The organism is Ginsengibacter sp., from assembly GCF_057362405.1.
Map to the genome: position 1 here is coordinate 28,392 of NZ_JBMQQG010000067.1, position 12,650 is coordinate 41,041.

Sequence of the window (12,650 nt, forward strand, 5' to 3'; positions counted from 1 at the left end):
ACCTTTTGCGAATTGTTAGTTGATTAACCGGGGTAAAAAGTAGATGATTGCAAAATAAAACATAGCGCCGATAAGCAAAGCCGCAACTATTTTGAGGTAGGTCTTTTTTACAAATCGCAAAATTTTTGATCGTTTGCTCCGGTGTTTGTGTTGACTTGCATTTACCCTGCTTCTGTAAGTTTTTCGTTGGTACTGCCTGTAATAAAACGGGACTTTATTATCTGCTTCCATATTTTATTTCAGTTAATTAAACTATCCCGCTTATAGTTTTTATGATCCTTTAATTAAACCGGTTTTCGCTAAATGGGGAAAACTTACAACTATATAAGTTTCTGCAAAAGTAAAGGAATCATGAAAAAGTAATGTAGTGATATATCTTTTTCGAAACAATTTGCCAAACCACGATTGCGGAAGGAAATTAAACAGCTACTCTTCTAATGCTGGACATTGCAGGATGCGTTGTTATAGGATCAGTTACCTGCCAGGTTTTATACGAAGCACGTGATGTAAATAATAAAGAGCGGCAAAAGGGATTCGAACCCTCGGCCCTTAGCTTGGGAAGCTAATGCTCTACCAACTGAGCTACTGCCGCTTAGAGAATTAAAATTAATTTTTTTTGAATTAAAAATGAAATACCCGGGCTTCCCTTCCGGCAAAAATTCCTGGCAAGCCAAATGATTTTCTTCTTCTCTTCGTTTTCCGGTAAACAGATCCACCGTTCGGACAGTAATCCACCGGCTTCGTCCAGATCCATGTGAAAATATTCTGGCAAATACACTATGTTTAAGATGACAATTGAAACTCACTGTTAGACTTACTGTTTTTAAACTAATAATAAGAAATGATAAAGCGAATATTTTTAAGTATAGGCATTGTGTGTCTTTTCTTCACTACCCCGCAGCGAATTGAAGCACAATCCGTGGTGCGTGGCCTGATAAAAGATGTGAATGAAAAAGCTGTTGAATTTGCGAATATACTTTTACTAAAGTCTACCGACTCATCATTAGTTAAAGGAATGATTACAGATGCTGCCGGAAAATATTCATTTGAAAATATAAGGAGTGGCCGGTATCTTCTTTCTGCAACTTATACCGGAATGAGCCAGGAGTTTTCGCCGGTATTCGAAATTGCCGGGGATAAAAAAGATATTGAGATGGTTACGATCCACTTGCAGACTGCCGAAGTAAAGTTAAACGCGGTGAAAGTGGATGCTAAAAAACCAATGTTTGAACAGAAGATAGACAGGATGATAATTAACGTGAAAAATAGCATTACGAGTGCCGGAGGAACAGCGTTGGATGTGTTGGAAAAATCTCCCGGAGTTACTGTGAACAGGCAAAATAATACGATTGCGGTAAACGGAAAGAATGGTGTAGTAGTCATGATCAATGGAAAAATTTCCTATATGCCGATGGACGCTTTGGTTCAGTTGCTGGCAGGCATAAGCGCAGGCAATATTGAAAAGATTGAACTCATTACCACACCTCCTGCAAAATATGATGCGGAAGGAAATGCCGGTTATATAAATATTGTCTTGATTAATAATCCGAATGCCGGAGCTAATGGCTCCTACTTTCTTACGGCTGGCTATGGTAAAAAAGAACTGGGAGGCGCCGGTATTAATTTCAACTACAGAACTGCCAAAATAAATCTATATGGTAATTATAATTTTGATTATAACCATTCCATTCAAGCAGGCACAGGTTTTACCCAGATAACCAAATCAGGGAACATTATTGCCAACAATTCATTCTCCAACCGGGATGCTATACGGCAAGTGCATAATATCAGAGTCGGTTTGGATTACCAGGTTGACTCATCAACTATTATAGGTGCGCTGGTAAGCGGATACGATAACCATTGGAAAATGGTTGCGCTTAATGGAGCAACAGTTGCGCAAAATGGAATTTTGGATACAACTATTAACACAGTTGATAACGAAATAAATCATTGGCAGAATATTATGACCAATCTTAATTTTCAACATACATTTAAGCCGGGCAAGGTTCTTTACTTTGATGCTAATTATATTTATTACAAGGATTATAACCCTAATACCTACTCGAACGCTTACTATAAGGGCACGAACCAATTTCTTTATAACGAGGATATAATTAGCGGGAAAACTACTCCTATTAATATAAAGGTATTATCCACCGATTATACTACGCCAATCGGAAAAAAAATTACAATGGAAGCAGGGGCAAAAGTTTCTTTATCAAAATTCACTAATGATGTATATGTGCAGAATTTAAAACAGGGCTCATGGGTTACAGATCCGGAACTTTCCGCCAACTATTTATTGAAAGAATCCATTGGAGCTGCTTACACTTCATTCACCATGGATGTAAACAGCAAAATAACAATGAAGGGTGGATTGCGTTATGAATATACGCAGTCCAATCTTGGTACCGCAACAGCTATCAATATAGTAAACAGGAAGTACGGTGAATTATTTCCCACGTTTTACATTTCAAAAAAGATGAATGATGATAACAGCATCAACTTTTCATATAGTCGGAGAATAACACGTCCCACGTTTAACGACCTGGCGCCTTTTACCATTTTCTTTGACCCAAAAACATTTTTTACCGGCAACCCCGCATTGCAACCTGCCATTGCCAATACTTTGCAGGCGAGCTACATTTTCAAAAATTACATTTTCACCTTAAGCTATACGCACGAAGACAATACCATTGAAAGCTTTCAAACACAGAGAATAGATACGATAAATAATATGTTGTACCTATCTGCAAGAAACTTCAAATATGAGCAATTTGCTACAGCAAGTTTTTCCCTTCCTTTTACGGTGACTAAATGGTGGAGCATGCAAAACAATATTAATTTCGACTGGAAACAAGTTAATACTGTATACAATGACGCACCAGTTCAGTTGGCAGTCTTTGACTATAGTATTAACTCTACGCAGCATTTCAATTTGCCCAAAGATTTTTCTATTGAACTAACCGGTTTTTATATGTCACCAAGTTATTTTGGAACGGCTAAGTTGAAACCTCTTTACCAGGTAGATGCAGGGTTACAAAAGAAATTCAGTAATAAAAAAGATAACCTGCGATTTACTGCAAACGATATGTTTAATACAGGTAGCAATTATAGGTTTGTTGATGATTTACCCATTGCGGGCACCATCCTAAGGGGTAGTTTAAATTTTGGCATGGTTGCTTATAAACTAACGTACACGCATAACTTCGGCAACAGATCTTTAAAGGGAAAGAGAGACCGCTCTACCGGGGCCGAAGATGAGTTGAACCGGGTGCATAATTAAATTGGATTTTTTTTTGGGAGATTGACTTGTTTGACACAGAATTGACCAATCGAAAATAACCTCTGCTCTTTCGAATATTGAACTAACATTTTGGTTCCTTCTAATAATAAAAAATAACAGCTCATGAGAAATTTCATGTTTACGATTGCCCTTTCTATTCTTCCTTTTGCGAACGTTTTATTTGCGCAGAATACTTCCATGGAACACATGGGAATGGATCATAAAAATGCCACATCAAAAAAAACGGGCAAAACCGTCTACCCCGTTACCGGTAAAATACGCACCTATTATATTGCGGCAGATGAAGTTGCCTGGGATTATGTGCCCGGAAATACAGATGCTATGACCGGTAAGCCATTTGAGGGCGTAGAAAAGTTATTAACTGAAAGAGGGCCTACCCGAATCGGGAAAGTGTATATAAAGGCAATATACCGGGAATATACAGACTCCACCTTCACCAAATTAAAGCCACGCAATCCCGAAGAGGAATACCTTGGGATTCTTGGCCCGATCCTGCGTGCAGAAGTGGGAGATGTATTTCACATTGTATTTAAGAACAACGCGACCAAACCTTATAGCATGCACCCGCATGGCGTTTTTTATGAAAAGCCATCAGAGGGCACCGTTTATAATAAGGACAATGGGGAAGATTCCCACGATGGAAACGTGGTGCCGCCCGGAGGTAGGTATACTTATGTCTGGGAGATACCCGAAAGAGCCGGCCCAGGTCCGAATGATGCGAGTTCGGTTGTATGGTTTTATCACTCTCACGTTAATGAACCCAAAGATGTTAATGCCGGATTGATAGGTGCCATGATCATAACGGCCAAAGGAAAAGCAAAACCGGATGGCACTCCAAAGGATGTAGACAGGGAATTTATTTCATTATATACCATTTTTGACGAAAACAGCAGTTGGTACCTGGATCAAAATGTGAGAACGTATTGTGGCATCACCAATCGGGATAGTATGAATAAACTGGAGTCAGAGGTACTAAGACCAGATAGTATTTTGTCGCTTACCAAAGCAAACAAAGCTTCTTCGTTTCTTCCGGTAGGTTTTGGCGGCACAAATTTCCGGTTTGCCATCAATGGCTTCAGTTTTGGAAGCATGCCAATGATGACCATGAAAAAAGGAGAAAAGGTTAGGTGGTACCTCCTTGCCCTGGGGAATGCATTCAATTTCCATACACCGCATTGGCACGGTAACGTGGTAATGTACAATGGGCAAAGAACGGATGTTATTGCATTAAGCCCGGCACAAATGGCGGTGGCAGATATGGTTCCTGATAATGTGGGTATGTGGATGTATCATTGCCATGTTGACGATCATATGGAAGCAGGTATGATGGCAATGTACCAGGTGTTGGAATAGTTGGTTGATATGCAGACTAAAATTATATCAGATTTTACCAACTATTTTTAGGTATTATTCCCAACAAACAATTCGTTTTCATTGACTGAAGATCTTTCTTTACGGCCATCTTTATTGTAAATAGTTAATACTTTTTCAATTGCATTTTTTCCTTCTTTTCCAAGTTGTATTGAATAATTATTTACATACAAATCAATGTGTTTTTTCATCACCTCGGGTTCCAGTTCCTGCGAATGCATTTTTACATAATCGGTTATAAGCGGATAATTCTTAAATGCAAATTCGATACTCTCTTTTATAAGCGAATCTACCTGTATCAATATTTTTTCATCTATGTTTCTTTTTCCAACAATGCCACCTAACGGTATTGGATAACCGGTTTTTTCTTCCCAGAAGTTACCCAGGTCAACTACTTTCTGCAAGCCTTTCTCAAAATACGTAAACCTGTTTTCATGAATAATAACACCCAAACGATTTTTACCGGAATTCAAAACAAAATTTTCTATTTCATCATATCTTTTAAATACTTTGTTTTTTGCATTAGGGAATGCCTGTGAAAAAAGCAAGTGAGCCGTTGTGTTCTCGCCGGGAATAGCGATTGTACAGTTATTTACTTCATCAAACGATATCTTTTCATTAGAAATTAGAAGTGGCCCAACTCCTTTGCCCAAGGCACTTCCGCTGTTAAACACTTTATAATTTTTGAGAATAAGATGTAACACGCCATAACTCACTTTTGTAAAATCCAGTCGATTGTTAATGGCAAGTTCATTCAGCGTCTCAACATCTTCAAGCCTCACATCGAACTGCAGTCCCTGCGTGTCAATCTTATTATTTACCAGCGCATCAAAAATAAAAGTATCGTTTGGGCATGGGGAAAACCCAAGTGTATAAAGCATATTTAAATAAAATTTGTAAGTAAAGATTTTAATTCAACATTCAGGTTCGTAATAGCTTCCTTCATAGCCCATTTGCTTTTATCCCTTTCACCAACCATATTGGAAATACCGCGAAGCTGTAAAAAACCAACATTCTGCAGCAGGCATACATAATGTAATGCGGCGCCTTCCATACTTTCAATGCCGGGATTGAATTTATCAAACAGTTCGTTTACCTGTCCGGCGTCGTCAGTTATTTTGTTAACCGTAATTGCCGTTGCTAATGTAAGTGTTGCCTTCGAAAGATATTCATGCTGATTCACCAGCCAGCCATCGGTAAAAGGGAACTCATTTTTGTTAATAAAACCTGCATCGAACAGGGTGTTAAAATTTCCTTTCTCATAAATGCCTACATCAGCAAAACAATCTTTATTTACTAACACTACCTTTCCTTTTTTTATACCTCCTGAAAAAGTGCCTGCAATGCCGGCCTGTATTACAAGATCATAATTCTTTTGACATAGTCTTTTTGTGAGATGAAATATTGTTGCAGGAACACCTATCCCGGTTATTAATACATCATACGCTTTATTCTCTTCTATAAAAAGTTCTAACTCAAATTCTGTCGCGGCGGATACCAATACATTCATCCTGCAAATTTCGTGGTTACCGGGCGTATTTTAATTTTCTGAGGCTACCTTTGCAAAAATATTTTTAAGTGTAATGGTTTATTTAACGAGAATTGAACATTTTAATGCTGCTCATAAACTGTATAACCCCGATTGGGATAGAGAAAGGAACGAGATTGTGTTTGGTAAGTGCGCCAACGAAAACTGGCATGGGCATAATTACGAACTATATGTTACTATTAAGGGAAAAGTAACAGAAGAGACGGGCTTCTTGTTCGATGTGAAAATTCTGAGTCTCTTAATAAAGCAATTTATATTGGATAAACTGGATCATAAAAATTTAAATGTTGATGTTGAATTTATGAAAGGGCAAATGTGCTCAACCGAAAATCTTGCAAAGGCAATATGGAACCAATTGCAACCGCGATTACCCCAGCAGGTGGAATTACATTGTATTAAACTATATGAAACGCCGCGAATTTATGTGGAGTATTTTGGTCATTAACCTATAAAAATTATTGAATGGAAAATAAAGTGTCAGTTTACAGGAGAGAACATTTTAATGCAGCACATCGCCTGAACAACGCTGCCTGGGATGAAGCTAAAAATGAGAAAATATTTGGAAAATGTAACAATCCATCTTATCACGGCCATAACTATGAGATAACAGTTAAGGTAACGGGTGTTCCTAATGCTGAGACAGGGTTTGTTATAGATTTAAAAATGCTCAGCGACATTATTAATGAAAATGTTCTCGAAAGGTTTGACCATAAAAATCTGAACCTTGATGTAAAAGAGTTTGCGGAATTGAACCCTACGGCAGAAAATATTGTTATAGTCATTTATAATATTTTGAGACCTAAAATTGACAAGGATCTCGATTTACAAGTACGCCTATACGAAACACCGAGAAACTTTGCGGAATATCCTGCATGTTAATTTTAACTTTAAATTTTATTTATAGATGGCTTACAAAAAAATTGAACAATACGATGACACGGCAACGATAGAGTTGGGTAAAAATTACAAAGAAGTAATAAAGTTAATTGGGGAAGATCCCGAACGCGAAGGACTACTCAAAACTCCGGAAAGAATCGCGAAGGCGATGCAGTTTGCAACACAAGGTTATAACCTGGACGCATATGCGATTCTGAATTCTGCTAAGTTTCATGAGGAGATAAGTGAAATGATTATTGTGAAGGATATTGAATTGTATAGCATGTGCGAACATCACATGCTGCCGTTTTTTGGCAAGGCTCACATTGCGTACATTCCTAACGGATGGATAACGGGATTAAGTAAGCTGGCAAGAGTTGTGGATGTGTTTTCTCGAAGATTGCAGGTGCAGGAACGGCTTACCACACAAATACTTGACGCGATAAAAGATAGCCTGAATCCGTTAGGTGTAGCCGTTGTTATTGAAGCAACGCATCTTTGTATGATGATGCGTGGTGTTCAGAAACAAAATTCAGTTACTACTACGTCTGCTTTTTCAGGGGAGTTTGCAAAGCAGTCTACAAGAAATGAATTCATTAACCTGATACAGGCTGATCTTATTAAAAGAAGATAAATAGAATATATTATGGCACACGCTTTTGTGTTTCCCGGTCAGGGCTCGCAATTTATTGGAATGGGAAAGAATTTATATGACGAAGATGAGCAGGCGCAACTCTTATTCGACAAGGCAAACGAAATTTTGGGTTTCCCGATTTCCGATGTAATGTTTTTTGGAACTGCAGAAGAACTAAAACAAACGAACGTAACGCAACCTGCCGTTTTCCTTCATTCTGTTATTGCTTTTAAGACGCTCGCAAATAATAAACCGGATATGGTTGCAGGTCATTCGCTTGGCGAATTTTCCGCATTGGTTGCCAATGAATGTTTAAGTTTTGAAGATGCCCTTAAACTGGTATCTGTAAGGGCAGAAGCCATGCAGAAAGCTTGTGAAATTAATCCTTCAACAATGGCGGCAATACTGGCGCTTGATGATAAACGGGTTGAAGAAATATGCGCCTCGATAACAAACGAAATTGTAGTAGCTGCCAATTATAATTGCCCCGGCCAGGTTGTTATATCGGGCTCCATAAAAGGAATTGAGGAGGCCTGTAAATTATTAAAGGAAGCTGGAGCCAAAAGAACACTTATCCTTCCGGTTGGCGGCGCTTTTCATTCTCCATTGATGCAGCCCGCCAAAGAAGAACTATCTAAAGCAATTGAAGATACCATTTTTAATTTGCCAATATGCCCTGTATACCAAAATGTAGTGGCAAAAGCGGTTACTGATCCGGCAGAAATAAAAACCAACTTAATTTCACAACTAACCGGCCCCGTTAGATGGACACAGACAATTGAAAAAATGATTGCAGACGGTGCTAACCATTTTACCGAAGCAGGTCCTGGTAAAGTACTACAGGGATTGATTCAAAAAATTAATAAAGAAGTTCAGGTAGATGGAATTGGATAATTCTGGATGCGCAACAAAATCCGTAAATTTGAACTAATTAAAATAAACATTATGTCTGCGCTAAAAGAACAGGTTCTTGAGATGGTTGCATCGATAAACAATGAGCAGCTACTTGAATTGGTGAAAGCTGATATTGAGTATTTCAATGATAAAAGTATGGACATTATAGATGAACTTAATAACACAGACAGGGAAGAACTAATGAACTTATTAAACGAGCCTGATGAAAAAGATGCAATGACCGAAGACGAATACAAAGCAGCGACTGCAAAATGGCGTACCAATAATTTACAAGAAAAGATTCAATTACAAACTGGTCAAGCTGCTTGAATACCTTGAGGAAGAATGGAACGAAAAGACTGCCGTTGAATTTTTAAATAAATTGGATAAGCGAATTGAAACCTGCGAGAACATCCGTTTATCGGTAAAGCCTCTATCGCGAAGCCGGAAGTAAGGGCCATTTTGATTACAAAACACAATAGACTTTATTATAAGTTTAGCCAAAACAGGATAATTATTCTCAACATGTACGATACGAGGAGAAATCCTAAGAAAAATCCTTACAGCTAAAATCCGATAATCAAAAGTTAATGATAAAAATGGCAGCTATTCGACAAATAACGTTCTCTCGGCCATGCTGATTTTCAAATAACCGGCCCTGTTAGATGGACACAAACAGTTGAACAAATGATTGAAGACCGCGCTAATCATTTTACAGAAGCATGTTCTGGAAAAGTTTGGTAGGGATTGATTCAAAAAATTAATAAAGAAGTTCAAGTTGATGGCATAGGGTAATTATAGATTTATGCCGTAAAAAGATTCTTATCATGATGACAAAGGATTTTATCTTTTCGGCTGCGACAAAGATTTTAATACTCACACCGATTTCTTATATGAGGACCTTGACGACGCTTTAGAAGATGCTAAAAGACTTCACCAAATTGAAGACATTACATGAACGCAAATAAGTTGGTGACAAAATATTAACTCTGAGTTGAGGGCGAAGTTGTTACAGCAAAAACTCATAAATTAGTAAAGCAAAGCAACCCATCCTTTTTTATTTCGCATATTGAATATTGTTTAGAATAATTATTCCACAATATTTCTTTATTTTCAGGCATACTAAAGTTTACCAAAATGCCGAATCCGTTATTTCGTAAAAAGAGTGTGCCTGCAATTTTAAAAGAAGCGGCGGAAGGATTGACCGATGCTCACGGCCATCATGAAGACTTAAAGAAAGTATTAACGGTAAGAGACCTTACATTTTTTGGAATAGCTGCGGTTATTGGTACAGGCGTGTTTACAGCTATTGGTACCGCCAGCTTTCATGGCGGGCCTGCCGTTACATTGTTATTTGCACTTACTGCTGTGGCATGTGGCTTTGCCGCTTTTTGTTACGCAGAGTTTGCGTCTACGGTTCCGGTATCGGGTAGCGCCTACACGTATTCTTATGTAGCCTTTGGTGAATTGTTTGCCTGGATAATTGGCTGGGATCTTTTAATGGAATATGCAATCGGGAATATCGCAGTTGCCATTTCATGGAGCCAGTATTTTGTTCGCGTACTCGAAGGGTTTCATATACACATTCCCACCTGGATGACGATAGACTATTTCACAGCACATAAAGGTTATGATGAAGTTTTTAAAGCAGTACAGGCACACGGCGCAAACGTGATTTCAACTCTCGATCAAAATCTTACCAATGCCTATCATACCTGGCTAACGGCTCCAACCATTGGTGGCTTTAGAATTATTATGAATATTCCAGCCTTATGCATTGTAATATTTATAACATACATAGTATACATTGGAATACGCGAATCGAGAACCGCCAACAATGTGTTTGTTATGATAAAACTTGCTGTAATTCTTTTGGTGATAGTTGCCGGAGCATTTTATGTGAATCCTGTTAACTGGCATCCGTTTATGCCAAACGGATTTTCGGGTGTGCTAAGCGGTGTGTCTGCTGTGTTCTTTGCCTACATTGGTTTTGATGCCATCTCCACTACTGCGGAAGAGTGTAAAAATCCCCAGCGCGATTTGCCTAAGGCTATGTTTAATATTTTAATTATTTGTACCATTTTATACATCGTACTGGTAATAGTTCTCACGGGTATGACGAATTACACCAAGCTTAATGTTGCTGATCCATTGGCTTTTGTTTTTCAAAATCAAAATTCAAAAGTATCTAATTGGCTTGCCGGAATTATTTCAGTAAGTGCAGTTTTTGTTATTGCGTCTGTGCTGCTTGTTTATCAGTTAGGCCAGCCACGCATCTGGATGAGTATGAGCCGCGATGGGTTATTGCCAAAAATTTTCTCACGCATTCATCCCAAATACAGAACGCCATCTTTTTCAACCATACTAACGGGAATTGTTGTGGGCGTACCTGCTTTATTTTTGAATTTAGATGTTGTTATTGCACTAACCAGCATCGGTACTTTGTTTGCATTTGTTTTGGTATGCGGCGGCATATTGGTTTTACAGAAAAGCCCTAACCGGCCGGAATCGAAATTCAGGGTGCCGCAGATAAGCGGAAAATATATTATACCGGCATTGTTTATAGTTTCAACTTCATTGGTATTAATATATGCACCCGAACACTTTGCAGGCTTAATAAAAAAAGAGGGGTTGCCAATGCTGATATTCTGGATCGTTGCCACTACCATTTCAATATTATCATTTACTAAAGATTTTTCTTTAATACCTGTATTGGGCCTGCTGAGTTGTTTTTATTTAATGGCGCAGGAAAGTCATACCAACTGGTATCGTTTTTTGATTTGGCTTGTTATCGGGTTGGTTATTTATTTTTTGTATGGCAGGCATAATAGCAAATTGAGAGAGGAAGCCCCCGACAACAAAGGGGAGGTTCATGGTTAGGTTTCTGATACCTCATAACTGATACCTCATACCTATCTTTGCATAAATGAAATACCAGATAGGTGATAAAGTTTTAGTGCTGCATTCCAATGAAGAAGGAGAAGTGGTAGACATCATTAATGATAAAATGGTATTGATAGATGTTGATGGAGTGCGCTTTCCTGTGTATATGGACCAGATTGACTTTCCTTATTTTAAAATGTTCGCGGAAAAGAAATATTTTGATGAACGTAATCCTTCCAATAAAAAAGGCAAAGTTTATATCGATAGCATTAAGAAAGAAAAAGCAACTCCTAAACACAAAGCAAGTGAAGGCGTGTGGCTTTCATTCTTTCCTTTGTTTGATAAAAATGTTTTTGATGATGATGTTGTTGAAAGCTTTAAGCTATATCTCATTAACCAAACTGATGAACCTTATGATTTCGTTTACCGCATTAATTTTGCAGGTTCGCCCGATTTTGAATTGAAGAATCAATTATTTTCCTTGTCTGATTTTTATATTCATGATATTCCATTCGAGCAAATGAATGACTCGCCAAAATTCACTTTTGAATTTTCATTAATTAAACCAGATAAAAAGAAAGCGCCTTATTTTGAAACCTCTTTAAAGATAAAGGCAAAACAACTGTTTCAAAAAATAGAAGAAATAAAGTTAAAGAATGAGCCCTCCTTCTCATTTCTTCTTTTTGATAAATATCCTGATAAAATGGAAGAGGTTATTCCTGAGTATAACAACATGCAAGGATTGCTTTATGACGCATCCAAAGTAAAACAAAACCTCGAACCTGCCCGATCAGTAATTGATCTTCATATTGAGAAGTTATCAGATGACTGGAGAAGACTTTCCAACTTCGAAATACTTACGCTGCAACTAAAAGCATTTGAGAAATACTATAACCTCGCGTTGGCGCATCATCAGCCCAATTTAATAGTAATACACGGCATAGGAACCGGTAAACTGCGTGAAGAGATTCATGAAATTCTAAAAACGAAAAAGGAAGTGAAGAGTTTTGTAAATCAGTATCATCACAATTTTGGTTTTGGCGCTACGGAGATCTTCTTTCAATATTAGAGGCCCCCTGAATCCCCCGGAGGGGGACTTTGCAAACTGAAGGTTCATTACTCCTGAATTAATTATC

At 38.0% G+C, this 12,650-nt stretch carries 11 protein-coding genes and 1 tRNA gene; 9 read left to right on the plus strand and 3 right to left on the minus strand.

All coding sequences use genetic code 11. The annotated features are described in order from the left end of the window. Positions 1-519 precede the first annotated feature (519 nt). Positions 520-592: transfer RNA gene (locus ACO1O5_RS06015), tRNA-Gly, on the minus strand. A gap of 249 nt (positions 593-841) precedes the next feature. On the opposite strand from ACO1O5_RS06015, the gene ACO1O5_RS06020 reads away from it, so the two are divergent. Both ACO1O5_RS06020 and ACO1O5_RS06025 read left to right on the plus strand, forming a co-directional pair. Continuing rightward, complete coding sequence (locus ACO1O5_RS06020) at positions 842-3,286, plus strand: TonB-dependent receptor domain-containing protein (RefSeq protein ID WP_486268935.1); 2,445 nt, start codon at positions 842-844, stop codon at positions 3,284-3,286. Between the two features lie 123 nt (positions 3,287-3,409). Next, positions 3,410-4,660: a multicopper oxidase domain-containing protein gene (locus tag ACO1O5_RS06025; protein WP_486268936.1), complete on the plus strand. Its 1,251-nt coding sequence runs from the start codon at positions 3,410-3,412 to the stop codon at positions 4,658-4,660. A gap of 47 nt (positions 4,661-4,707) precedes the next feature. Here the strand turns inward: ACO1O5_RS06025 and ACO1O5_RS06030 are convergent, their stop codons facing one another. Both ACO1O5_RS06030 and mqnB read right to left on the minus strand, forming a co-directional pair. Beyond that, positions 4,708-5,559 (minus strand): 1,4-dihydroxy-6-naphtoate synthase, encoded by an 852-nt coding sequence (locus ACO1O5_RS06030; protein WP_486268937.1) that lies wholly within the window; start codon positions 5,557-5,559, stop codon positions 4,708-4,710. A 2-nt stretch (positions 5,560-5,561) separates the two neighbouring features. Further along, on the minus strand, positions 5,562-6,188 hold the full coding sequence (mqnB, locus tag ACO1O5_RS06035) for a futalosine hydrolase (RefSeq protein ID WP_486268938.1): 627 nt from the start codon (positions 6,186-6,188) through the stop codon (positions 5,562-5,564). A 73-nt stretch (positions 6,189-6,261) separates the two neighbouring features. Here mqnB and ACO1O5_RS06040 point away from each other — a divergent pair, with 73 nt between their 5' ends. From ACO1O5_RS06040 to ACO1O5_RS06070, 7 genes are all read left to right on the plus strand, one after another. Then, positions 6,262-6,672: a 6-pyruvoyl trahydropterin synthase family protein gene (locus tag ACO1O5_RS06040; protein ID WP_486268939.1), complete on the plus strand. Its 411-nt coding sequence runs from the start codon at positions 6,262-6,264 to the stop codon at positions 6,670-6,672. Between the two features lie 17 nt (positions 6,673-6,689). After that, a complete protein-coding gene (locus ACO1O5_RS06045) occupies positions 6,690-7,106 on the plus strand; it encodes a 6-pyruvoyl trahydropterin synthase family protein (protein ID WP_486268940.1) in 417 nt (138 codons plus the stop codon). Between the two features lie 25 nt (positions 7,107-7,131). Continuing rightward, complete coding sequence (gene folE, locus ACO1O5_RS06050; protein ID WP_486268941.1) at positions 7,132-7,737, plus strand: GTP cyclohydrolase I FolE; 606 nt, start codon at positions 7,132-7,134, stop codon at positions 7,735-7,737. 12 nt (positions 7,738-7,749) lie between these two features. After that, the gene (gene fabD, locus ACO1O5_RS06055; RefSeq protein ID WP_486268942.1) at positions 7,750-8,631 is read left to right on the plus strand and encodes an ACP S-malonyltransferase; all 882 of its coding nucleotides are present in this window, start codon (positions 7,750-7,752) and stop codon (positions 8,629-8,631) included. A gap of 51 nt (positions 8,632-8,682) precedes the next feature. Continuing rightward, entirely contained in the window at positions 8,683-8,961 is a 279-nt protein-coding gene (locus ACO1O5_RS06060; RefSeq protein ID WP_486268943.1) for a hypothetical protein, read from the plus strand. 807 nt (positions 8,962-9,768) lie between these two features. Further along, positions 9,769-11,511 carry an amino acid permease gene (locus tag ACO1O5_RS06065; RefSeq protein WP_486268944.1) on the plus strand — a complete coding sequence of 581 codons (1,743 nt, stop codon included), beginning with the start codon at positions 9,769-9,771 and terminating at the stop codon, positions 11,509-11,511. A gap of 46 nt (positions 11,512-11,557) precedes the next feature. Continuing rightward, positions 11,558-12,583 carry a Smr/MutS family protein gene (locus ACO1O5_RS06070; protein WP_486268945.1) on the plus strand — a complete coding sequence of 342 codons (1,026 nt, stop codon included), beginning with the start codon at positions 11,558-11,560 and terminating at the stop codon, positions 12,581-12,583. Positions 12,584-12,650: the final 67 nt, after the last annotated feature.